The organism is Pirellulales bacterium, assembly GCA_035656635.1.
Lineage (GTDB): Bacteria > Planctomycetota > Planctomycetia > Pirellulales > JADZDJ01 > DATJYL01.
Genome location: DASRSD010000071.1, coordinates 1 through 22,768, shown reverse-complemented (window position 1 = coordinate 22,768; position 22,768 = coordinate 1). Strand labels below are relative to the sequence as shown.

The window sequence follows — 22,768 nt, the reverse complement described above, 5'->3', positions numbered from 1 at the left end:
GAGCAATAACTGTGCGTTGAGCGCGACAGCAGGCAAGTTAGCATTCCTTAATGCCCCTGGGGCGCGGCCACTTGAAACGGCTGCAAACTGTAGTTGGTGATGAACTTGGCCAGCGCCGCACTGGGATGGTGCGCTTGCTCGTCGTTTAGCAGCGCATTGCGAAAGCGGCCCAACGATAAATACAGTTGATAGTCGGGCGGAATCGCCACGCCCAAATCGCCGAAGTCAGACCGGCCGGCGAAAAACTTTTGCGCGGCGGGCGAATGCGGCATCGCTTTGATCCACGCATCGGTGCTAATCGCCGAATTCGCCAATTGCTTCAGCAGGGCGCGCTGCTCGGGGCTGACCAACTCGATGCGCCCCATCATGACACGCTTGATTTCCGCCGGTTGGGAAACGCGGAGCGGCAAGTAATGCTCGGTCCAACTGCTCGGCACAATAAAAAATAGCCGCCAGCCTCCGCTGCGAAAATAGGAGTGTTCCCAGGTGGTTAACATGGCGGTCGCTTCGTCGTCGAACAGCCCTTCCGATACCAAGGCTGCATGCATTTCCTGTTGCAGCCGGGCCAGGTTTTGCGGCGCAAAATCGGACGGGGTAAACGTGGAGTCGACCGTCGTTTTGGGCGTGATTCCTATGCCGCTGGATTCGATCGGCTTTAGCGCCCGGTAAGCGACGGCGCCGTGGTCGTCGATTTTCACCAGCCACAGCCAGCGGATGACCGGCGCTCGGGCCGCCTCCAGCAATTCTGCAAACCGGGGTTGCAGCGTCAGCGTATTTTGGGCCGCAACGGTGCTCACGGACAGTGGCGAATCGATATTTCCCACGCCGCGGTAAAACAAATAGCGCTCGCTTTCACCGGCCGGAGTGGTGACATTGGCGGCGGCGACATTTCGCGGCGCCAGCCACACGGGCTCGGTTGTCTCCGGACCGTCGCCTTGGGTGCCCACTTGCAAATGGTTCCATTCCAAATTGCTGATTGTATTGTGATCGAGCTTTAGCTTGGCCCATTCGCCCAGCGTTTTGGGCTGCGGCAAATCGCTCTGCGCTGCGGGATAGAACTGCGTAAGCCAGCCGCCGCGAAACTGCACGTGCACGTCCAAATCAAGCGGCTTGGTCAGGGATTTCGGCGGATAAAAATACATCACCGGCGTTTCCAACCGCATGGTTACGAAGGGATAGCGGTCCGGCGCTCCCTTGTTGTTTTCGCGCGCCAAATCGTAGTGCTGCGAGCCCAGCACGTAAGAGCCCATCACCTGGTGTACAAACGGCGGCACAGGCTCGTCGTCCACGTTGATGCCCCCCAGTGCTTTGCCCGTTTCGTCTTGCAGCGAAGTGAACGTGCCCCATTCGTGAACCACGAGCTTGTCGTGCTGAGGTGCCGCGGTTTCAACGGCCGCCGCTTTGTTCGCGAAGCAGTCTATTCCCGCAAGAATTCCAAGCACGCTGACGAACCCATGAATGAAAAGGCATTTGAGAAGCTTCATAAATCATCTCCTGGCGAACATTGCGGAAAATTGTTGTAAACGCCGGTGCCTCGCCCTCCATCGGGCTGGCGCATTCATTAGACACATTTGGAACATGCTGGCAATTAGCTATTTATATTGTTTATAATGAACCTCATAATCTTTTTTATTGTATTTAGTCAGCCGGCTATGAGTAAATTTTTTAGCATTTCCACCGATCAAGTGGCGGCGCTGGTGGAAGTTGCCCGACAGGGAAACTTGCGCCGGGCCGCCGACGTGCTGCACATTTCCGAGCAGGGAGTGCGAAACCGTTTGGTTGCTTTAGAGCGACGCTTGGGCGTGCAACTGTATCATAAGCGCCGCGGTATGCGCCGCTCCACGCCGCTGACGGTGCAGGGCCGCCAGTTTCTGCCTCATGCTACGGCCTTCCTGGAGCGTGCGCGGGAATTGGCCGATCGCTTCCGATCACAGCCGGTGCGCGAAGTTCATGTGGCCGCTAGCCAGTATTTAATTTTGTATGGCCTGGTGGCCATCATCCGCCGCTTTCATGCAGCGGCGCCGCAAATTCAAATTCGCTTACGCACTCGCACCGAGCGGGAAATTGAAGCGGAGCTGCTTTCCGACCCCGATGTCGCCCTGGGCATTGCCGCACCGCATGAACCGGCGCACGAATTAGATTATCACCACCTGTTTTCGATGAACTGGAGCTTGATAACGCCGCCGCGGCATCCGCTGCTCAAGAAAAAACGAATTCGTCTGCGCGACCTGGCAAATCAACCGCTGATTTTTTTCGAACGCAATTCCACCGGCCGCCAGCACGTGATCGATGCCTTTCATCTGCACGGCCTTTCGCCGCGAGTGGAAATGGAAGCCACGACCACTGAAATCATCGTGCGCATGGTGGAAGCCGGCTTGGGCCTATCGATTGTGCCGTTATTGTCCAATGGCATAGTTACACGTGGGCGGGCCGTGGCCACGAAGTCGCTGGGTAATTTAATTCGACCCATCCACTCAGGAATTTTGGTCCGGCGCGGAGAAACGCCGTCGCCAGCGGCGCAGCAATTCATCGACTTTGTGAAAACTCATTGGCCACGGTGACCAGCAAAAGATGGAACCAGGCCGTTTCGGCTGCGGCATTTAGCGCGCGGCCAGAATGGCTTCTCCCGTGCGCCAAGCATTGCCATCACGAACGACACGGTGGTAAAGCGTGTCGCGCTCCACCGGTTCACGGCCGGCCTCCACAATCAGGCGGCGAATTTGCTCGACCGAAAGCACTTCCGGCGTGACGGCCCCGGCATCGTGATAAATCAATTCGTGCCGCACGGTGCCGTCCAAATCATCAGCCCCGTAAGCGAGCGCCGTTTGGGCCGTGCCCAGGCCCAGCATAATCCAATAGGCTTTGATGTGGTCGAAATTATCGAGCATCAGCCGGCTCACCGCCATGGTCCGCAAATCCATCAAGGCTGATGGCTTTTTGATGTGCGAAAGCTTGGTGTTTTCCGGATGGAATGCCAGCGGAATGAATGTTTGAAAGCCGCCGGTTTGGTCTTGCAGTTCGCGCAGGCGCAGCAAATGATCGACGCGATGATACGCATTCTCCAAATGCCCGTACAACATGGTGGCGTTGCTGCGGAGGCCTAATTCGTGGGCCGTGCGATGAATTTCCAGCCAATTGTGGGCATCGGCCTTGTGTTCGCAAATTCGGTCGCGCACTTCGGGATGAAAAATTTCCGCCCCGCCGCCGGGCAGGCTGCCTAATCCCGCATCTTTCAACTCTTGCAGCACCTGGCGCACGCTGCGCTTGGTGAGGTGCGTGAACCAATTGATTTCCACCGCGGTCCAGGCTTTGAGATGCAACGCTGGATAATGATCGTGCAGCAAGCGGATCAAATTCAAATACCACTCAAAATCCATTTGATGGTGCAGCCCGCCGACGATGTGCATCTCGGTGCAGCCGGCGTCAACGGCTTCCTGTCCACGGGCCAAAATTTGCTCGTCGCTCATCCGGTAACCTTTGGCTTCGCGCAAGTCGGATCGGAACGCACAAAAAATGCACCGATACACGCACACGTTGGTTGGATTCAGATGGACGTTGATGTTGTAATAAGCGCTGTTGCCGTTTTTCCGATCGCGCACCAAATTGGCCAGCTCGCCCACGTCGTTCAAATGCACATCGGGCGAATACAGCAGAAGCCCATCTTCCACGGTCAGGCGCTCGTCCGCCTCTACTTTAGACCGCACGTCGTCAAACGATGGTTTTTTGAAGCTGACCATTTTTAGAAATGGAAATAATTTCGTAGGATTTCGGAATCGTCACACCCACAGCGCGGCCACGCCCACCAGCAATAGCCCCACGCTGACTACGGCGTTCACGTTGAAAAACGCCGTGTTCACGCGGGCCAAATCGTCGGGGTTTACCAAGCGATGTTCGTACACCAACAACACGGCAATGGCCGCCACCCCAACCCACCACATCCAACCTATCAAAGGATAAACCAACGGCAGCACGAGGAGAAGGACTACCATCAACAAGTGGCAGGTGGCTGCCATATCTAAGGCCCGTTTTACGCCCCAGCGGGCGGGAATGCTGTGCAAGCCTTGGGCGCGATCAAACTCGACATCTTGGCAAGCGTAAATGATGTCGAACCCCGCGACCCACATTTTCACTGCCCCGCCCAGCACAATGACAGGGAGCAAATCCCAAAAGTTGGCCATCACATTTTCGCCGCGGAGAGCAATCCAAGCCATCACGGGCGCTAAACCCAAGGCTCCGCCGAGCCAAAAATGTGCCAGCAGCGTGAATCGCTTGGTGTAACTGTAGCCCAACAAAAACAACAACATCGGCGCCGACAAATACAGTGGCAACCGATTCGGTAAAAACAACAGCGTGCTTACGATGAACGCAACCGAGCTAATGGCCGCAAACACCGCCACGCTACCCACGCTGAGAATGCCCGCTGGCAAATGGCGCTGGGCCGTGCGCGGATTGAGGGCGTCAAATTTCCGATCTGTCAACCGATTGAACGCCATTGCCGCACTTCGTCCGGCCACCATGCACAACAAAATGCCCACGATTCGCAACCAGGGCCAAACAAAAACCGGCCGCCGGATGGCAGGATACATTTGCACCATCGAACGCAATTCGCTCAAATTTGGATTTTTGAGACTTACGATGCGTATTACGCCGGCGTGTGTGGCATCAGCCTCCTGCATAATTCCCTGCTTCAATGCGGCCTCGGCGCCCAGCAAGCGGCACGCCAATAATGTCGCCAACAGTGCAAACGGGAGCGCAAACAGCGTGTGGCTGAAGCGAATCATCTCCAAAATATGACGAATGCGGGTCAGCATGAGAGAGCAAATTAACAGTTGGCATTTAGCGATTAGAAAATCCAAGCGGCTAACTGCTAGCTGCTAATCGCTAATTAAATACCCCAGCGCTTGGTCAAGCGGTGTTCCACACCCAGTTGGTCGCAGATGCGTCCTACAACAAAATCGACCAGGTCGTCAATGGATTTTGGCCCATGATAGAAGCCCGGGCTGGCTGGCAGTACCACCGCGCCGGCTTCGGCGGCCTTGCGCAGGTTGTCGATTTGCGGCAGCGACAGCGGCGTTTCCCTGGGCATTAGAATCAATTTTCGCCGTTCTTTCAAATGCACTTCGGCCGCACGATGAATTACATTGCTTCCTAGCGAATGTGCAATCGCTGCCAGCGTGCTGCCGGAGCAAGGGCAGACCACCATGCCGCCGGTGAGAAACGAACCGCTAGCAATCGGCGACATCAGATCTTGAAAATGACAGTAATGAATCGCACCCGTCCTCTTCTTTTCCTCTTGAGAAAGAGCTGCGGTAAGGGTGCCGCGGCCATCGCGAGAGAGCAATTCTTCCGCCGAAAACCGCTCCAAATCGACCTTCACTCCCAACTCGGTTTCCAAAACCAATTGGCCGGACGGGCTGATCGTCAAATACACGGTGCGGCCGGCCGACAGCAGCACTTCCAACAGCCGCACGCCATACACGGCTCCGCTTGCGCCGGTGATTGCCAGAACCAGTGGACGCATGTTTTTATCAACATCAATCACGTTGAATTCCGCCGATCATTCCGCTTTCCGCCTTCCGCAATTCACACGCATCATTCGGCGCTCCATCCGCGGGCTTGGCTCGCCGGCTAAATTATTCATTCCCCATTCCCCACTTCGCATTCCTCACTCCGCACCCCGCACTCCCCTATCCTCTGATTTCACTCCCACATACAGCGTGGCGATGCCGCACGTCAACGGCCAGAATTGCACGCCGCTCAATCCGGCCGCTTTCATGCGCGCGGACAAAGCTTCGCCATCGGGAAATTCGCCCACGCTTTCTGGCAAATAATTGTAGGCTTGCGACGTGCTGTGGGATACCGCCTGGCCTACTTTCGGCAGCACGCGTCGGAAAAACCAGCGATATAGTCCGCGGACGGGCTGCCTCCGGGGCATCGAAAATTCCAGCACGGCCACACGGCCGCTGGGCTGGCACACCCGCACCATTTCGCGCAATCCCACATCGGTGTTGGTGATATTCCGCAGGCCGAAGGCCACGCATACAATTTGAAATTGATTGTCCGGAAACGGCAACCGTTGGGCATCGGCTTCGACAAAAGTCAACCGGCCATCGCATCCGGCACGGGTTCCCTTTTCGCGGCCAATGGCCAACATTTCGTGGCAGAAATCGGACCCAATAATGTGCCCCGCCGCAGACATGCGGCGCGCATAAGCCAGGGCCAAATCGCCGGTGCCAGTGCATAAATCCAGCAGCGGCGCATCGCCCGCCATCGGCACCCGGCGGACGGTTTGCCACCGCCAATACCGATCGATGCCGAACGAGAGCAAATGGTTGAGAAAATCGTAGCGGGGCGCAATTTCCGCAAACATCCGCCGCACCCGACTTTCCGATTTATCAACCGCCATGGCAATTTTCGATTTTGAGTTATTCCCGCTCCCCCGGCCATCGAACCATGCCGTATGATTCAATAAGATTGTATGGCGATTGCCGCTTTCCCGTCAGATGGCAAATTGGGCTCGCACCAGCCGCCATCCCAGACGACCATCCCCAAGACCACCAGCCACCAGAGACCATGTATAGCACTTTATCCGTTCACTTTCTGCCGGCCCTGACAACTCCTGAGGAGTTGGCCGCCGGTGTCGTGGTGGTGATTGATGTGTTGCGCGCCACGACTACCATCACGACGGCTTTGGCTGCCGGCGCGCGCGAAGTGATTGCCTGTGCCGAAGTGGAGCAAGCGCGGCACAAAGCTGCGGAATTGGGTCGGCATCGCCAGGCCTCGGCCAAAGCGCTGGTGGCCGCGGCAGCAGAACTCAGCGGCGCCACTGCAACCACGGTAGCGCCAGCCATTCACAGTGCGAAATCCGAACCGTTGCTGGGAGGCGAACGGGGTGGATTACCCATCGACGGTTTCGATTTGGGCAATTCTCCCTGCGAATATACGCCGCAAGTGGTTGCCGGCCGAACCATCGTGTTCACGACCACCAACGGCACGCAGGCGCTGGTGGCGTGCAGCACTTCGCGGCGCGTGTTGATTGGCTCCTTCGTGAATTTTTCCGCGGTGCTGAATGAACTGACCGGCGATTTGCCCATGCACTTGCTGTGCGCGGGCACCCGTGGCCGAATCACGCGGGAAGACGTGCTGTTTGCTGGATCGCTGGTCGAACAACTGGCCGGCCGAATTGTCGAGGAAGAGGCCCTGAACGACGAAGCCCGCATCGCCCGCGATGTGTGGCGCCAGGCCATGGGAAAGGTTCGTCCCCCCGACCGCCGCGCGAACCAACGCCTGGTTGAAGTGCTCAAAGAAACTCAGGGCGGGAGCAATCTCCTCGGCGTTGGGCTGGCGCGCGATATTGCCGATGCGGCGCAAGTCGATCGCTACGATTTTGTGCCGGTATTCGATCCTGACGGGTGGCGCATTGTCAGGTCGCCGTCATAACGATATGCTGCCGTGGAATTGCTAAGCCGTAAAGTGCGGCGTCGACACCGCGGCTAATGACGTTTGACTGCTGAACCCTGAACCCCTTCTTTCGCCCATGGATATGGACAAACTGGTCTCGCTGTGTAAACGGCGGGGCTTTATTTTTCAAAGCAGCGAAATTTACGGCGGCCTCAACGGCTTTTGGGATTACGGCCCGCTGGGCGTGGAGCTCAAACGCAACGTCAAAGAGGCCTGGTGGCGCGAAATGGTTACCGGCCACGATGACATTGCCGTGCCGCCAGGAGCCCCCGAAGCCTACGAAATGGTCGGGCTGGATTGCTCCATCATCATGCACCCGCAAGTCTGGAAGTGCTCCGGCCATTATGATTTATTCGTGGACAAAATGGTCGATTGCCGCACCGACGGGTGCAAGGGCCGGTTTCGCATCGATCACATTCCCACCAGCCAGTGTCCGCTGAAGCCCAGCAAACATCCCGGCGAGTTTGAAAAGTGCCAACTGACCGCCCCGCGCGATTTCAATTTAATGTTCAAAACGATCATCGGCGCGCTGGGCGGGGAAGAAGATGCAGCGTACCTGCGGCCCGAAACCGCGCAAGGCATGTTCGTCAATTTCAAAAACGTGTGCGACTCCAGCCGCGTCAAAGTGCCGTTCGGCATTGCGCAAATGGGCAAAAGCTTTCGCAACGAAATTACGCCCCGCAACTTCACGTTCCGCAGCCGCGAGTTCGAGCAAATGGAAATGGAGTTTTTCTGCCACCCCAGCCAATCGCCGCAGTGGTATACCTATTGGCGCGATCGACGGATGAAGTGGTACACCGGGCTGGGCCTGTCGAGCACCCGGCTGCAATTGCGCGAGCATGGCGCGGACGAACTGAGCCACTATTCGTGCGGTACTTCCGACATTGAATATGCCTTTCCGTTTTTGGCGGCGGGCGAATATGGCGAGCTGGAGGGCATTGCCCACCGTGGCGATTTCGATTTGCGCAGCCACATGGAAGGCAAGCTCGATCCGAAAACTCGTCCGCTGGAATTGGAAAAAGGGCCCGATGGCAAGCCGCGCTACCGAGGCAGCGGGAAAGATTTGAGCTACTTCGACGACATGAAAAAAGAACGCTACATTCCGCACGTCATTGAGCCCGCGGCCGGTGCCGATCGCGCCACCTTGGCCTTCTTGTGCGAAGCGTATCACGAAGATCAGGCGCCCGACGAAAAAGGGGAAATGCAAACCCGTGTGGTGCTGAAGCTGCATCCCAAATTGGCGCCGCTGAAGGCGGCCGTGTTTCCGCTGGTGAAAAAAGACGGCATGCCGGAAATGGCCCAGGAAATTTATCGGGCGCTGAAGCAGCAAATGAACGTGTACTACGACGAAAAAGGGGCCATCGGCCGCCGCTACCGTCGCCAGGACGAGGCCGGCACGCCGTTTTGCATTACCGTCGATGGCCAATCGCTGCAAGATAAAACCGTCACCGTGCGTGACCGCGATTCCTTGGAGCAGCAGCGCATTAAAATGGACGACGTAGTGGACGATATCTGCAAGCGAATTGGTTGATATAACTCACCACGGAGACACGGAGAGGCACAGAGAGGGCAGAAAAATATATAAGGAAACCAAGAATTCAGGAATTTATGAAGCAGCACAGGTTTGAAAGAGCAAATTGTTCGATAGACTTTCTTGCCCATCCTTATAAAAATTGTCGCTCCGTGTCCTCTGTGTCTCCGTGGTAATTTTCTGCTATTAAACGCATGCTTCCCGCGATTAGCCAGGTTTGCTCGCTCCCTTCGCCGTTTGAAAAAGATGTCGAGGATTACGCGGCGGGACATTGCCAAGCGATTGAAGTTTGGCTGACGAAGTTGGAAACCTATCTTCAATCGCACAGCCTGGACGATGTGCGGCGGCTGCTCCAACAGCACGAAGTCACCGCGCCGGTCGCCAGTTTCCAAGGCGGGCTGCTTGTTTCCCAAGGAGATGCACGCCGTGAGCACTGGAACCATTTTGAGCGGCGCTTGGAATTATGTCGTTCACTTGGAATTAAAACGTTAGTCATTGCCGGAGATGTGGCCGGCCCGCTCGATGAGCAGAGTTTTGGGCGGCTGCAAGGATCGTTGACTCAGGCGGCTGCCAAAGCGGGCGAGCATGGTGTGCGGCTGGCGCTGGAATTTCAAGCGAAAGCGACGTATCCCAACAATTTACAATCGGCCGCGGCGCTAGTGGAGACAATCGGCAGCTCCAACCTGGGGCTGTGTCTGGATGTATTTCATTTCTTCACCGGCCCAAGCAAGGAAGCCGATTTGGCGTATTTGAACGCGGACAATTTATTCCACGTACAGTTGTGCGACTTGATTGGCCAGCCGCGCGAATTTGCCGCCGATGGTGATCGGATATTGCCGGGCGACGGCGATTTTCCCCTAGCGGCCATTGTGGAGCGGCTGCGAGAAATTGATTATCGCGGCTGTGTCTCGGTGGAGCTCTTGAACTCGGCCATTTGGCAAATTCCGCCGCGACAATTCGGCGAAGTTGGCGTGACAGCGCTGCGCAAAGTGCTTGGCTTGGCGAGCATGGACTGAATGGTTGAGAGAGAGGCGGCGGAATTCTGGCGACGACGTACCTCAGCGCTGCTGCGAAAGTTTGTTCGCCAGCAGATCGAGTTGCCCTTTCAAATCGGTCAGCAACAAGTGTGGATGAGCGCCCTCCGCCAGGTGGGCATAGAACGATTGACCGGGGGTGCCGTGCGAAGTGCGCAGCATCGTGGCATTGTGATTGATTTCGTGGAGCTGGCGGTCGACGTTTTCCAGCGTTTCGGTCGTGCGGCGGTTGGCGTGCCATAGATGGTCCAATTGGAACACCAGACCCAGCAGCAATCCAAATTGGCCCGCCAGTGTCAGCGGCATGCCGAGATTCCACAAATCGTTGCGGTGGCCTAGGAACGACCAGGCCAGCAGCACGCCGCCGCAAACGAAGCACATTAATCCCAGTGACATCAGCCCCCAGGCGACAATCGACCGTGCCGTTGCTGTCCCTTGGCCGGCTGCGATGGGCGTATAGTGACGCGCCGGTGTGGCCGTCTGCGTCGCCAAACCATCGGATTGTGCAGTTAATTGCTGTTTCGTGCCGCTGGGTACGACAGGCAAATTCAAACGGTGTTGCAGGCTGCGAATTTGCTCGGTCAATTCCCAATCGTCCTCGAAGGCGGGCCGCCGGACGCCAGCGGATTGGGCGGTTGCCGGAGTGGCCATCACGATTTCGTTGGAGGGGTCATCGGCCAGGCCCGCTTCCCAAACCGTTACTTCCGCCAAGTCAGATTCCTCGGGCATCGACTGGCAGGTGCGCTTGAGAAACTGACCGCATTGCGCACACCGGGCGGCATCGCCAGTGGCAATGGCAGGCACATCTTGTTGGCAATGCTGACACCACATAATCGATGTTAGTTTGAAACCGGAGCGAAGCGCGCATGGCTGCTGCGCGGGGAAATAGCTTCGCCCAGTAGCCAATCGACACATGCGATGGCAAACTGTAGCGGTTCGGAAGACTTTTCCGACGAGAGAGCATTGCTTTGCCGCCGGGATAAGCTGCGAGAGACTGGAGATCGTGCTAGCAAAATGCTGCGGGAGCTGTGCTGCGCGCGGTTACTTCAACACGGCGCGAACGGCATCCAACACCTTCGCTTGGGCTTGCTCGAAAGGTCCTTTCACAAATGCCCCGGCCGCCGCTTTGTGTCCGCCGCCGCCGAATTGCTCCGCCAATTTGCTGCAATCGACCGCGCATCGGCTCCGAAAGCTAACTTTCGCATCGCCGCTGGGCTGCTCGACAAGGATGACGGCCATTTGCGTGCCGGCCACGTTCAATGTCATGTTGATAATATCTTCGGTATCGGACGGAATGGCGCCCGTGGCTTTGAAATCGTCCTGCCGCACCGCTGTGTAAATGAAGCGGCCGTCGAGTTCGCTTTTGGCGCCGGTCAAAATACGGCCTGTTAAATTTAGCCGCGCCAATGTTTCCTGCTCGTACAGCGCATTGAAAATGGCAGTGGGTTTGGCGCCGGCATCGATCAGTGCTCCGCCGGCGCGGAAAGTATCGCCGCGGGTCGAAGCAAAACGAAACCAACCGGTATCGGTGGCAATCGCGGCAAACAGGGGCGTGGCAATTTCCGGCGTCAGCCGCACGCCCAAATGTTGGGCCGCTTCCAACACCAACCGGCCGGTGGCTTCCGCTTCGGTGTTTTTGAATAATTCGGCGCCCAAATCGTCGGCGCTCACGTGATGATCGAGCACGATTTTTTTGGCCGGGGTCGCGCGCACCACGTCGGACATCGGCCCCAATTGCGCCCAGGCGCTGGTATCCAAAATCATCAAAACTTGCACATCGTTCAAATCGGCGGGCTGCACCTCCACGTGGATGGTTTGAATTCTCCGGTGGGGATCGATGAAGCGGTAATTCGGCGGGGTGGCCTGCCCGTTGACAATCCGCACGCGTTTGCCCAGCGCATCGAGAATGCTAGCCATGCCCAATTCGCTCCCCAGGGCATCGCAATCGGGACGAATATGGCTGACCAGCAGAAACCGCTCGTGTGCTTTAATGACTTCTACAAACCGCGGCCAGTTGATGCTCATGCAGGATACTCGATAAGGGTGCGGCGAATCACGCCCGGGGCTGCTCATTTTCGATTTGCTGGAATGACTTTTCGGCTGCGGTCACATCTTGCGCCAGCTGGGTTTTTAACGCCTCCACGCTAGCGAACTGCACAATGTCGCGGAGACGGGCCAGGAAGTCAACCTCCAACGGCTGGCCGTACAGCGAATCGTGAAAGCCGATCAAATGCACCTCCACCTTCAGGGTTTGCTCGCCGAACGTGGGATTAGGACCCACGCTAATGGCCGCCGGCCAGGCCCGGCCTTCCGCTTCGCACCGGCCGGCATACACGCCCACGCCGGGGAGCAGCGTATCGATGGCATCCACATTGGCAGTGGGAAAGCCGATTTTTGCTCCCCGCGCCGCTCCGTGCCGGACCATGCCGCGAATTCGATACGGTCGCGTCAGCATGCGATTGGCCTCGTCAATTTTTCCAGCGGCAATGCATTGCCGCACGCGAGAACTGGAAACCGGCGCGCCATCGACCGTCACCGGCTCGACCACTTCCAGTGGAATCCCCTGCCCTGCGCACAGTTGCCGCAACACTTCGATATTTCCGGCCCGACGGTGGCCGAAAAAAAAGTTTGTTCCCTCGACCATCGCACGGGCTTGGAGCTTATCGCAAACGATGTATTGGAAAAACTGTTCGGGCGAAAGCTGCAACAGCGCTTCATCGGTGGGATAAGCAATCGTGGTGTGAATGCCGAGTTCCGCCAATAACTCCGCTTTGCGATCGGTCCACGTCAGCGGCGGTGGAGCTTGCTCCGGCCGCAATAGGCGCACCGGGTGCGGATCGAAAGTGAACACGACTACCGGGCCGGCACATTCGCGGGCCTCGGCGAGCAAGCGTTCCACAATGCGCGCATGCCCCTTGTGCACGCCGTCAAAATTGCCAATGGCCACGGCGCCGCCGCGGACCGCAGCGGGCACGTAAACCAAATCGCGCAACAACTTCATGCAATTTCGCCCACTAGATGAAAAATAACAATCCACCATTCCCAGCGACCCAATCGGCCCCAAATTATTGGCAGTTTTCTCGCCTCGTTCAACTCGCGTCGTCGGCCCGCTGGCTTTGTGTTATCCTAGAATATAGTGGGGTTGTTGCGAATTTCATCCCGCTTTCCGGAAAACATGCATGGATGACAAGCAAATTTTCCTGTCGACCGATTTAGCCCATCGGCTGGCGGCGATCGACATTGGCTCCAACAGCGTGCGGCTCATGGTGGCCGACCCGTTGCGCGGCGGCAGTTACCGCATTTTGGACGAAGAGCGCGAACCCACGCGGTTAGGCCGCACGCTCAGTTCCACCGGCACGCTCGATCCGCAAGCCGTGGAGCTGACCCTGGCTGCCTTGCGGCGCTTCAAACAAATTGCCGCCGGATACCAAGTTGCGGAGCTAAAAACCATTGCCACCTGTGCCGTGCGCGAGGCGGTCAACGGGCCGGAATTCTGCCGCCGGGTGAAGGACGAAGTCGGCATCGACGTGGAAGTCATCAGTTCCGATCTGGAAGCTCATCTGGCGTTTTACAGCGTGCAACGGGCGTTTGATCTAACTGGCAAAAACGTCGTGGTCGCCGATATTGGCGGCGGCAGCACCGAAATTGTACTGGCCAGCGGCAACGTGATTGAATCCATTGCCAGCACTTCGCTGGGCGCCGTGCGTCTGACCGAAATTTATGGGAACGGCCCCGGCATGGTTGGCGAAGATTACGAGCACATGGTCGAAAGCATCGACCGCACCTTGAAAAAGCAAGCCCAACGCGAATTCTTCGCGCCGCATTTGCTCATCGGGTCCGGCGGCACCTTCACCAGCATGGCCGAAATGATGATGGCTTCGCGGAAGCAAGTCGGATTGCCGACCCGCGGTTACTTGCTGTCCCGGGCCGAAGTGAGCCACATGCTGGATCGGCTGCGGAAAATGCCGTTGAAGGCCCGTCGGCAAGTGCCGGGGTTAGCGCCCGATCGGGCCGACATCATCGTGGCCGGCATTGCCGTGGTCGATCGGCTGATGCGGCGATTCAATGTCAACTTGTTGCAAGTGCACAGCCGCGGAGTGCGCGATGGCTTGCTGCTCACGATGATTGACAACACGCTGGGCGTGCCCAGCGCCAATCCGGCTGATCGCGAGGCAGCCATTAGCCGTTTCGCCGCCGCCTGCACCGGCGAATACGAATTAGCGCACGGTCGGCAAGTAGCACGGCTGGCGGGCCGCATTTTCGAACAAATGGCGGAACGGTTTCGACTGAATCCGGATGACCGCGCGCTATTGGAAGCGGCCGCGCGGTTGCAAGATGTGGGCTACTTGATCAATTACGATCAGCACCATAAGCACAGTTATCATTTGATTTTGAACAGCCGCCTGGCTGGTTTCCGCCCGCGCGAGTTGGAGTTAATTGCCAACATTGCCCGCTATCACCGTGGCGCGAGACCCAAGCAAAAGCATGCGAATTTTCGGCAGCTTTCGCCTGATGATCAACAGCGGGTGGAACAATTGGCGGCCATTTTGCGTTTGGCCGGGGGATTAGACCGCAGCCACAGCCAGCAAGTGAAAGATGTTACGCTCCAGCCCAGTCCGCACAGCGCAAAACAAATGGAGTTGTTGGTTCACGCCGACTTCAATCCGGAAGTCGATTTGTGGGGGGCTCGTCGCCGCACCAAACTTTTTAAGCGCGTGTTCGGTATCAAGTTGAGCGTGGAGTGCACCGCACACGACCATTCGACCATCGAGGAATCTCCGCCGGCTCCGGGTTCCCCATCCGCGGACTTAAAAGCCAAAGCCCATGCGGACACCACGGGCGCTTTTTCCAATGGCACAAAGCACGACAGCGTTTTCGGCAATGGCAAATCACGCAATGGCCATGCACGGAAGTCTGGGCGTGATCAACGTAACCTCGGCCGCTGAATAATCTGCAACTTGTAACGCCGCAAGACGCACTAATTCAGCGGCCGGTCATGCCATCATTGTGAGTGGCCGGCAATCCATTTGCGTCGCAGTCATCAGTGTCGCCTCAGAAGTTTATCGTAATCAGCGTGCGAGCCAATCCAGTGCCACGTGATTGTATCGTTTTCCAGCAGTCCAACTGCACGCCATCCCAGTCCAACCCGCACTGAATAAAGTTGCTCTTGGCCCTCGATTCGTTTGAAGTGCAAACTTGGATGCGCCGGGTTCTGCCGCCAAAAATGATAGCTTTTTCGTGTTTGTTCTTTTACTGCATCCGGCAGTTTTGAGAAAAGAGCCGCGAACCCTTCGGTAACCCGGGAATTCATAGCTCGTCGAAGCCCACGTTTCGCACTTTGCCGGAGCGAATTTCTTGCTTTGCTTCTTCGGCTAATTTGGCCAGCACGTCGATCGAGCGTGAAAAGCTTTCTTGCCAGCGTTGTTCGTCGGCAAGTTCTTGGAGAATCAGTGCGGCAATGGCATTCTGATCGTCAGGGGGAAGCTTTGCCATCGCATCGATTGCTTCTTGTAGTAACGTGGTCATCGCATAACCTCTTCGTCATTATAGCCCGCCGGCGCATACTTTGGAAACGAAACTCTTTGCCAGAATAAACGGCTGAATCTGCTGCGCTGCTACGCCGCTTTGGGTTGTTCCGCCGGTTGCGATAGTGCCCTTTGCGATTCCTCGACATGGCGAACGAACGTGTCGGCTTGGGCAAAGGCCAGTTCCACCCTAGCGGCGTGGAACGAGCGGTCGATCGCCATATTTAATTGATGCCGCACGGGCAATAGCGCGTCGACGTGGCCCACGAACACCCGTAACTCAAAATCGAGCGACTTTTCACCAAAGCCCATGAACACGGCCTTCGGCGGCGGAGTTTTTAACACTTCCGGCGTGCGGGCAGCCACTTCCAGCAGCAGGCGCTGTGCTTGTTCGGTATCGGAGCCATAAGCCACGCCCACGCGCACCACCAGCCGAATGACCGAATCGGTTAAGGTCCAATTCACTAGCCGGCCGCTGATTAAATCTTTGTTGGGCAAAATCAATTCCTTGCGGTCGGCATCGACAATCGTGGTGGCCCGCATTTGAATGCGCGAAACGGTGCCGGTCACATCGCCGACGGTGACCGTATCGCCAATGCGAATGGGCCGTTCCAGCAGCACAATCAGGCCGGAAATAAAATTGGCGAAAATCTCCTGCAAGCCGAAACCCAGTCCGAACGACATGGCCGCGATCAGCCATTGCAGCTTACCCCAGCCGATGCCAATCGCGGCACTGGCCAAAGCCAATCCCACGACGACAATTATGTACCGTGTTACCGCCACCAAAGCGTAGCGGATGCCGTGGTCGGGCGCGACGCGCTCCAGAACTGCAATTTCCAACAGGCTGGGCAAATTGCCGGCTCCCACAATCGTTAGCGCCGCAATCATGCCGGCGGCCAACAGGTTGGCCAGCGTGATGTCGATGGGATGATTGGAATCGCTGGCATCATGCCACAGCGTTACTTGGTTGAAAAATTGCAGCGCCGGAAACATATCGAACCACACCCAACACAAACCCACAACCAAAGCCAGAGTCGCCAGGTTGTGCAGCAGCCGGTGCGTTTGGGCGTCAACTTTTTCTTCATCAATGGCATACGTTGGTTGCGAGATGGCAGCCGATGGGTGTAGCGTCGGCGAACTGCCGCCAGCGGCGAATCCGGCGTGTCGATGCAGCGGCTGAAGCGAATTGATTTTGCGGGCCGCCGCTTTGATCGCCAGCCGACGATACACGCCGGTCAGCCAAATCGAGGCCAGTGCATGGACGGTTACCAACCCCAAAATGAACCAAACCGTAGTTTGCAGCCGACAGGCCAGCCGCAGCGCCGTGTAGTAATAGCCTGCGCTCGCCAAGGCCGCCAGCGCCAAAGGCAAAGCCAGCAGGATGAAAAACATCGGCAGCGCCAAGCGATTGGTCCAAGTATCCGATCGCAACACCATCAGGCGGTGCAGCGTTCCCAACGGCGGCTTCAGGGCTGCATACACAAATCCGGCAGCGAGTAATTGACCGGCAATGAACGCGATCCGGCCCAGCGAATCTTTCCAGGCATCGACCGATTGCGCTTCCAGCATGGTGACGATTAAGATGGCCGGCGTACCGAAAACCGCCAGCCAAGTGAGTTGCCTACGCAGTGCCAGCAGCAAATCCCCGGGCCAGCCGAAATGCGATTGTGCTAAGCCATCGTGGCGGCAAATTTGCCGAATCAACAACAGCGGCAACAAGACGCAAGCCGTGGTTTGCAAGGCGGCACCCAAGGCTTCCGGAAATTCGCCGTGGCCCGCGGTTCCGCCGACCAGGAGCCAGCCTACGAACCACACCATGGCCGGCCACACGGCAGCGATCAACAGCGTAGCGACCGCCGTCTGGCAGGCCCGGCGAAGCGCGGCATGCCCATGCGAACTGTTCTCCACTGGCGGCGCCTGCCCCCAGTGGAGAATTGCCTGTCTCAAGCGGCGCTGCGCCCATACCCAGGGCACAAACAGGGCGATGGCCAACAGGCTCCAGAACACATTGCCGCGCAGGCCATCGGCCAATTCCGACAAAGCAGCCCACCAATTGGCCGGTTTGACCGACCAGGCGACCGCGGCAACCGCCTTGCCGACATCGCCCAGCGACAGCGGGTGCGTGCTGCGAATCCATAACACGCGCTCGTCGATGTAATCGCGAAAGGCGTCGGCTTTGGTCAACAACTCGCGCTGTTTGGAATCGACGTCAACCAGAGCGCTGAAGTATGAATTGTCGTCCTCGACCAAGGCCTGCAAGTATTTGCGTTTTGTATCCAACAAGCGGTGTACATCGTCCGGCTTGACTTCGGTCCCTGTGGGCAAACTGCCGCAAATTTCCTTCACGCGCGAATCCAGGTTCCGCAAATCGTCCTGCTGTTCTTGAAATTCAAACAGTTCCAGTTGCACGCGGGAAATTTCATCTTGCCGCTGCCGCAGCGCATGACGATCGGCTTCCACCTGGCCCAACTCGCTGCGCTGTTTGAGCAGCATTTGACCGATCGATTCAGTCAACCCGGTGGCGCTGAGCTTATCGGTGGCTTGCTTGAATTGATCGCTGACTTTGCTGAGCTTGGCCAGGACGGCTGCGCGCTCGCCGGCCAATTGTGCGACAGTCTTGGCCAGTTGCTGCCGTTCGTCGGCCAGGGCGCTGTTGTCTTCGGCTAGTTGGCGAATGGCCGGCACCGCCGCCGCCGCCGCCCAATGCGCTTCCGACACTTGCTGATTGGCTTCCGCTTCCCGGCGTGTGTTCACCGCCTCTTGCCAGGCAGCGACCCGTTGTTGCGCTTCCTCCACGGCCTGTGCTGCCTCATCTTGCTCCAGGCTGAGCAATTCCGACGCCGTGGCGTCGTAGGCTTGGAGTTCTTTTTCCGCCAGCGCAATTTCGCTTTCGAGCGCCAACCGGCGTGCATGCCTGGCCACATGCCGCGCTTGGGTGATCGCCGAGGTATCTGGGCTGGCGGCTGACGCATCCGAAGCAGCCTGGTGTAGTTCGTCGAGCTTGATCCGTGCCGCGGCAATCGCTTGCGGAATTTCCAAACGCCGCGCGGCTCGCCGTTGCTTTTCTTTCTCTTTTGCGGCAAGTGTTTTCTGGGCAGTTTCCAAATCTTGCTCGGCCGAGCTTAGCATTTGCTCCCAATGATCCAGCGGCGCGCCGGCCGGCAACGCGGGGGCCGTATTGGTTTGCCCGGCCGATTTAGCAGCACTTTCTCGCTGGCGGATTTCCAATTGATAGGGTGCGGCGATGCGCTGCTTTTCCAATTCCGTGATGCGGGCTTTTTCCGCGTCGGTCTTTTTCAAGTCGTCCAGCGCCTGCCGGTAAAGTTCCAATTGCGCGGCGCGATCCGGCTGATCGGCATCGCTGGCGGCTTCCAATTCCTTAATGCGTGCGGCAATGGCATCGGCTGTGAAATTGCCGGCGTCCGATTTGTCGGCGTCGGTTTTGGAATCGTTCCCCGGCGTTCCGTTGGAGGTGGGCGGCGCTACTGCAGGCTGAGCCTGCGAAATACTGGTGCCCCCCACGCTGCCTGTTTCTCCAGCGACGCCGTTGGCCGTGCTTCCAGCGGCCGCTGGAGCGACGGTAGTAGAGCGCGAATTGGCCGAGCCCGTTGTGCCACTGCCGCGAGCGGCCAGCGCTGTTGGCAGCGCCAGCGCGCCGAGGGCCAGGAGACAGGCCAGGCTCATCGCAAGCCGTTTGCAAAGTTTCCACGTTCCGCAGATTGCGGCCGAAAGCCAAATCGCATCCATGCCTCGTTCTCCACGCAGTTCCCATTACCCAGATAGCTGCCAAGGTCGCGAAAGGTAACCGTTTTTCACTATGCCGTCGATGTCGTTTTGGGTTGCGGTTCACGGCCAAATGAAGCCCAGAAAATGATGATTTTCACGTCAAATTGAACGCCAAATGTTCTATATTTCGATGCCTGCCGATGTGTCTGGCATGGCCCTGCCGCCGTCGCCGCCGGCCCGTCTTGACGTAAGTGGTTGGCGTGCTTTAACGTGTGCGGATTAACGAACTGACAAATTGACCAGAATTCTTTAGATTTCGGGGATGTTAGATGATGAATCGCAAGCCGCTTCCGCTACTGGTGTTGGTTTTATTTGTCGTGGGTCTATTGGTTGGCGCCATGTGGCTGGCGACGGGAGGTGCGGCCCATGCCCAGCCACAACCTGGTCCACCCGCGCCAGACACCGTTGGCAGCCCAACGGCTACTGCCGAAGGCAGCGGCATTGTGCTCTGGGAACCATTGACCAGTGACAAATTCAGCACGGTCGAAAAAACTCTGCTATTAGTGAACGTCGGCGTCGCGCTGGCGGGGTTGTTGTATGCGTTGATGCTGGTCGGCCAGGTGAAGAAAGCCGATCAAGGCACTCCCCGCATGCAGGAAATTGCACATGCCGTGCGTGAAGGAGCCGATGCTTATTTGTTCAAGCAGTTTCGCGTGGTCGGCGTGCTGATTGTGATTATTACTGTGGCACTGTATTTTGCAGCGCAATCTTCCGGAGCGCCGCCAGAAATCTCTTGGGGGCGGGCCATTGCGTTTTTGGTTGGCTCCACGTTTTCCGCGATGGTCGGCTTTTTCGGCATGCGATTGGCCACCGTCGGCAACTTGCGAGTGGCCGCTGCCGCACGCGATAGCTTCGGCGGCGCATTGCAATTGGGTTATCGCACCGGCACCGTTACGGGCATGTTGACCGATGGCCTAGGTTTGCTCGGCGGCTCGATCATCTTCCTGGCATATGGCGAAAACGCCTATCAAGCGCTGCTCGGCTTCGGCTTCGGCGGCACGCTGCTGGCTTTGTTCATGCGTGTCGGTGGAGGTATTTACACCAAGGCCGCGGACGTCGGCGCTGATCTAGTCGGCAAGCTGGAAGCCGGCATTCCCGAAGACGATCCGCGCAACGCCGCCACCATTGCCGACAACGTGGGAGACAACGTCGGCGATTGCGCCGGCATGGCGGCCGACATTTTTGAAAGCTACGAAGTTACGATTGTCGCCGCCATGATTTTGGGCATCGCCAGCTTCGGCCACAAAGGGGTAATTTTTCCTTTGTTGGTGCGGGCCATCGGCGTCGTGGCCAGCATCATTAGCACGTACAGCGTGAAGGCGGGCGACAAAGGCACCGCCGCGGAAGCCATGAAAAGCGTCAACCGCGGCTTCATCATTGGCTCAATTCTCAGCATTGTCGGCTTCATGGGTTTGGGTTTGTTGTACCTGCATTTCGAGCCCGCTTATTTGCAGCAATACACACAGGCGGTTCCTGGCTTTCCTGGAGCTACCGCCGATAACGTCACCGCTGGCCTGCCTATGTGGGCGACATTCGGCGTGGCCGGCCTCGACATGCGTCCGGCATGGACGTGCCTGATTGGCATCATTCTCGCCGTGCTTTTGAACAAATGCACGGAGTATTACACTGGCACGGAATACTCGCCGGTGAAAAGTTTAGCCAAGAGTTGTCAAACCGGCCACGCCACCAACATCATTCAAGGTTTTGCCGTCGGTTACGAAAGCACCGTGGCTGCCGTGCTCATTATTGCGGCTGCCATTATGGCTAGCGCTCTGGTTTATTCCGGCACCACGCCCACCTTCATTGCGTTTGGCGTGGCGATGTGCGGCATCGGCATGCTTACGCTGACGGGCAACACCATTTCGATGGACGTGTTCGGTCCCGTAGCCGACAACGCCAACGGCATTGGCGAAATGGGTTACGATAAAGCCGCCATGGGCGAAGCCAAATACAAAGAGGCGCGCCAAACCTTGGCTGACCTCGACGCGGTGGGCAACACCACCAAGGCCATCACCAAGGGTATTGCGATTGGCTCCGCCGTGATTGCGGCCGTATCGCTGTTCAGCAGTTTCATTGTCACCATCGGCTCCGGTGGCAAAGGGGAAGATAAAGGCATTCCCGAGACCGTGTATCACGGCGTCGCGGCCATGCTCACCGTTTCCAACCCGACGCTGTTCATCGGCCTGCTCATCGGCGGCGCCGTGCCGTTCTTGTTCAGTTCGATGACCATCCGCGCCGTCGGCCGGGCGGCATTTTTAATTGTAAAAGAGTGCCGCGCGCAATTCCGCGATAAAGAAATTTGGGAAGGAAAGAAAAAGCCCAACTACGGCCGCGTGGTGGCCATTTGCACCGGCGAGGCGCAAAAAGAACTCGTCGGACCCGGTCTGCTCGCGCTATTTGTGCCCATCATCGTTGGCTTCGGCTTGGGCGTCATCGGCTTGGCTGGATTTTTGGCCGGCATCATCGTGTCAGGCCAGTTGCTGGCCGTGTTCATGGCCAACGCCGGCGGCGCGTGGGATAACGCCAAGAAAACCGTCGAAGACGAACCACGCGACATGGAAAAGAACACCGGCAAGGGGAGCGAAAAGCACAAGGCCGCCATTACTGGTGACACAGTGGGCGATCCGCTCAAAGACACCGCAGGCCCGGCCATCAATCCACTCATTAAAGTGATGAACATGGTCAGCCTGCTGATTATCGCCCTGGTGTTGCCCTATGATAAGAACGCCATTGGGGTGCTACAGGGTTTGGGCGTGACCGGCCTGGAAGTGAAACCGCTCGACGGCTTCTTCTGGATCGCGGTCGTGGTCAGCGCCGTGGCGCTCATTTGGGCTGTGTGGCAATCGAAGCGCGATACGCCTGAAATGGCCGATAACTAACGGTTCGTTATCCGCCGCGCTTAAAAAACTGCACCGCCCGTTCATGCTTTTGGGCCGCGGCTCGGCTGTTGAACGTGCCCAGGTTGCGGCGCTTGCCGGTTTTCGGATTTTTCTTCCGCGAATACAGCCGGTAATGTCCGGAACTTAGCTTGCGAATCATGGTTCGGTTCCCTGGAATTTGTGAAGCCCTGGTAACTCAAGCCGCAATTCTCAGGCCGGACCTCGCCGCAGCGGCAAACTTTTGCTTGCAATTCTCCGGCATTTTGGTTTACAATCGCCGCAGGAAGCGAGAAGTGGGTTCGGGGTTTTTGCTTCTGTTCAGGATTTTTTATTTGCTGACAAAACTCCTCCTTTCTGCGCATCAAGCTGTGACGTTTGCCCGAAGTTTTCCGAGCGATTCACAGCCGCGGGGGGACAGAATGCTTCCGATTTACGTCCGCCCATGGGAATTGTTGGCGAATACATCAGAGGTTAGGGATTAGGGGATGGAGGGTAGGGACAAGTGTCGACACGGCTCGTGCCGGCAGGGTTGCTAGGGTCGAGCATAGCGAG

The 22,768-nt window shown here is 57.5% G+C and carries 17 protein-coding genes; 6 read left to right on the top strand and 11 right to left on the bottom strand.

Features of this window, described 5'->3' with window-relative positions; all coding sequences use genetic code 11:
* Positions 1-47: 47 nt before the first annotated feature.
* On the bottom strand, positions 48-1,484 hold the full coding sequence (locus tag VFE46_06350) for a hypothetical protein (protein HZZ27612.1): 1,437 nt from the start codon (positions 1,482-1,484) through the stop codon (positions 48-50).
* Between the two features lie 168 nt (positions 1,485-1,652).
* Here VFE46_06350 and VFE46_06345 point away from each other — a divergent pair, with 168 nt between their 5' ends.
* Positions 1,653-2,561, top strand: coding sequence for a LysR substrate-binding domain-containing protein (locus VFE46_06345; protein ID HZZ27611.1), 909 nt, complete (start codon positions 1,653-1,655; stop codon positions 2,559-2,561).
* A 39-nt stretch (positions 2,562-2,600) separates the two neighbouring features.
* Here the strand turns inward: VFE46_06345 and mqnE are convergent, their stop codons facing one another.
* The 4 genes from mqnE to ubiE all read right to left on the bottom strand — a co-directional run bounded on the left by mqnE (position 2,601) and on the right by ubiE (position 6,406).
* Positions 2,601-3,737 carry an aminofutalosine synthase MqnE gene (mqnE, locus tag VFE46_06340; GenBank protein ID HZZ27610.1) on the bottom strand — a complete coding sequence of 379 codons (1,137 nt, stop codon included), beginning with the start codon at positions 3,735-3,737 and terminating at the stop codon, positions 2,601-2,603.
* A 39-nt stretch (positions 3,738-3,776) separates the two neighbouring features.
* Positions 3,777-4,811, bottom strand: coding sequence for a UbiA-like polyprenyltransferase (locus VFE46_06335; GenBank protein HZZ27609.1), 1,035 nt, complete (start codon positions 4,809-4,811; stop codon positions 3,777-3,779).
* 74 nt (positions 4,812-4,885) lie between these two features.
* Positions 4,886-5,521, bottom strand: coding sequence for a flavin prenyltransferase UbiX (locus VFE46_06330; protein ID HZZ27608.1), 636 nt, complete (start codon positions 5,519-5,521; stop codon positions 4,886-4,888).
* A 144-nt stretch (positions 5,522-5,665) separates the two neighbouring features.
* Positions 5,666-6,406, bottom strand: a complete 741-nt coding sequence (gene ubiE / locus VFE46_06325; protein HZZ27607.1) for a bifunctional demethylmenaquinone methyltransferase/2-methoxy-6-polyprenyl-1,4-benzoquinol methylase UbiE — start codon at positions 6,404-6,406, stop codon at positions 5,666-5,668.
* Between the two features lie 167 nt (positions 6,407-6,573).
* On the opposite strand from ubiE, the gene VFE46_06320 reads away from it, so the two are divergent.
* The 3 genes from VFE46_06320 to VFE46_06310 all read left to right on the top strand — a co-directional run bounded on the left by VFE46_06320 (position 6,574) and on the right by VFE46_06310 (position 10,008).
* Positions 6,574-7,440, top strand: coding sequence for a 2-phosphosulfolactate phosphatase (locus VFE46_06320; protein HZZ27606.1), 867 nt, complete (start codon positions 6,574-6,576; stop codon positions 7,438-7,440).
* Between the two features lie 103 nt (positions 7,441-7,543).
* A complete protein-coding gene (locus VFE46_06315; GenBank protein HZZ27605.1) occupies positions 7,544-8,992 on the top strand; it encodes a glycine--tRNA ligase in 1,449 nt (482 codons plus the stop codon).
* A 194-nt stretch (positions 8,993-9,186) separates the two neighbouring features.
* Entirely contained in the window at positions 9,187-10,008 is an 822-nt protein-coding gene (locus tag VFE46_06310) for a sugar phosphate isomerase/epimerase family protein (GenBank protein HZZ27604.1), read from the top strand.
* A 42-nt stretch (positions 10,009-10,050) separates the two neighbouring features.
* Here VFE46_06310 and VFE46_06305 read toward each other — a convergent pair whose 3' ends face one another.
* The 3 genes from VFE46_06305 to VFE46_06295 form a co-directional block, all read right to left on the bottom strand.
* Positions 10,051-10,857, bottom strand: a complete 807-nt coding sequence (locus VFE46_06305) for a hypothetical protein (protein HZZ27603.1) — start codon at positions 10,855-10,857, stop codon at positions 10,051-10,053.
* Positions 10,858-11,067: 210 nt separating this feature from the next.
* Entirely contained in the window at positions 11,068-12,051 is a 984-nt protein-coding gene (locus VFE46_06300) for a bifunctional oligoribonuclease/PAP phosphatase NrnA (protein HZZ27602.1), read from the bottom strand.
* A gap of 28 nt (positions 12,052-12,079) precedes the next feature.
* A complete protein-coding gene (locus VFE46_06295) occupies positions 12,080-13,027 on the bottom strand; it encodes a bifunctional riboflavin kinase/FAD synthetase (protein HZZ27601.1) in 948 nt (315 codons plus the stop codon).
* A gap of 178 nt (positions 13,028-13,205) precedes the next feature.
* On the opposite strand from VFE46_06295, the gene VFE46_06290 reads away from it, so the two are divergent.
* On the top strand, positions 13,206-14,972 hold the full coding sequence (locus VFE46_06290; protein HZZ27600.1) for a Ppx/GppA phosphatase family protein: 1,767 nt from the start codon (positions 13,206-13,208) through the stop codon (positions 14,970-14,972).
* 361 nt (positions 14,973-15,333) lie between these two features.
* On the opposite strand, the gene VFE46_06285 is transcribed toward VFE46_06290, so the two are convergent.
* Together VFE46_06285 and VFE46_06280 are read right to left on the bottom strand one after the other, a co-directional pair.
* The gene (locus VFE46_06285; protein ID HZZ27599.1) at positions 15,334-15,552 is read right to left on the bottom strand and encodes a hypothetical protein; all 219 of its coding nucleotides are present in this window, start codon (positions 15,550-15,552) and stop codon (positions 15,334-15,336) included.
* 89 nt (positions 15,553-15,641) lie between these two features.
* A complete protein-coding gene (locus VFE46_06280; GenBank protein HZZ27598.1) occupies positions 15,642-19,298 on the bottom strand; it encodes a mechanosensitive ion channel domain-containing protein in 3,657 nt (1,218 codons plus the stop codon).
* A gap of 311 nt (positions 19,299-19,609) precedes the next feature.
* Here VFE46_06280 and VFE46_06275 point away from each other — a divergent pair, with 311 nt between their 5' ends.
* A complete protein-coding gene (locus VFE46_06275) occupies positions 19,610-22,216 on the top strand; it encodes a sodium-translocating pyrophosphatase (GenBank protein ID HZZ27597.1) in 2,607 nt (868 codons plus the stop codon).
* Between the two features lie 7 nt (positions 22,217-22,223).
* On the opposite strand, the gene VFE46_06270 is transcribed toward VFE46_06275, so the two are convergent.
* Entirely contained in the window at positions 22,224-22,376 is a 153-nt protein-coding gene (locus VFE46_06270; GenBank protein ID HZZ27596.1) for a hypothetical protein, read from the bottom strand.
* Positions 22,377-22,768: the final 392 nt, after the last annotated feature.

Bases quoted from the DNA above. Each gene is read 5' to 3' on its own strand.
- VFE46_06280 (HZZ27598.1), bottom strand. From the start codon at position 19,298: ATGGATGCGATTTGGCTTTCGGCCGCAATCTGCGGAACGTGGAAACTT.
- VFE46_06270 (HZZ27596.1), bottom strand. From the start codon at position 22,376: ATGATTCGCAAGCTAAGTTCCGGACATTACCGGCTGTATTCGCGGAAG.
- mqnE (HZZ27610.1), bottom strand. From the start codon at position 3,737: ATGGTCAGCTTCAAAAAACCATCGTTTGACGACGTGCGGTCTAAAGTA.
- VFE46_06315 (HZZ27605.1), top strand. From the start codon at position 7,544: ATGGACAAACTGGTCTCGCTGTGTAAACGGCGGGGCTTTATTTTTCAA.
- VFE46_06300 (HZZ27602.1), bottom strand. From the start codon at position 12,051: ATGAGCATCAACTGGCCGCGGTTTGTAGAAGTCATTAAAGCACACGAG.
- VFE46_06350 (HZZ27612.1), bottom strand. From the start codon at position 1,484: ATGAAGCTTCTCAAATGCCTTTTCATTCATGGGTTCGTCAGCGTGCTT.
- VFE46_06295 (HZZ27601.1), bottom strand. From the start codon at position 13,027: ATGAAGTTGTTGCGCGATTTGGTTTACGTGCCCGCTGCGGTCCGCGGC.
- VFE46_06345 (HZZ27611.1), top strand. From the start codon at position 1,653: ATGAGTAAATTTTTTAGCATTTCCACCGATCAAGTGGCGGCGCTGGTG.
- VFE46_06320 (HZZ27606.1), top strand. From the start codon at position 6,574: ATGTATAGCACTTTATCCGTTCACTTTCTGCCGGCCCTGACAACTCCT.
- VFE46_06305 (HZZ27603.1), bottom strand. From the start codon at position 10,857: ATGTGGTGTCAGCATTGCCAACAAGATGTGCCTGCCATTGCCACTGGC.
- VFE46_06335 (HZZ27609.1), bottom strand. From the start codon at position 4,811: ATGCTGACCCGCATTCGTCATATTTTGGAGATGATTCGCTTCAGCCAC.
- VFE46_06285 (HZZ27599.1), bottom strand. From the start codon at position 15,552: ATGACCACGTTACTACAAGAAGCAATCGATGCGATGGCAAAGCTTCCC.
- VFE46_06310 (HZZ27604.1), top strand. From the start codon at position 9,187: ATGCTTCCCGCGATTAGCCAGGTTTGCTCGCTCCCTTCGCCGTTTGAA.
- ubiE (HZZ27607.1), bottom strand. From the start codon at position 6,406: ATGGCGGTTGATAAATCGGAAAGTCGGGTGCGGCGGATGTTTGCGGAA.
- VFE46_06330 (HZZ27608.1), bottom strand. From the start codon at position 5,521: ATGCGTCCACTGGTTCTGGCAATCACCGGCGCAAGCGGAGCCGTGTAT.
- VFE46_06290 (HZZ27600.1), top strand. From the start codon at position 13,206: ATGGATGACAAGCAAATTTTCCTGTCGACCGATTTAGCCCATCGGCTG.
- VFE46_06275 (HZZ27597.1), top strand. From the start codon at position 19,610: ATGAATCGCAAGCCGCTTCCGCTACTGGTGTTGGTTTTATTTGTCGTG.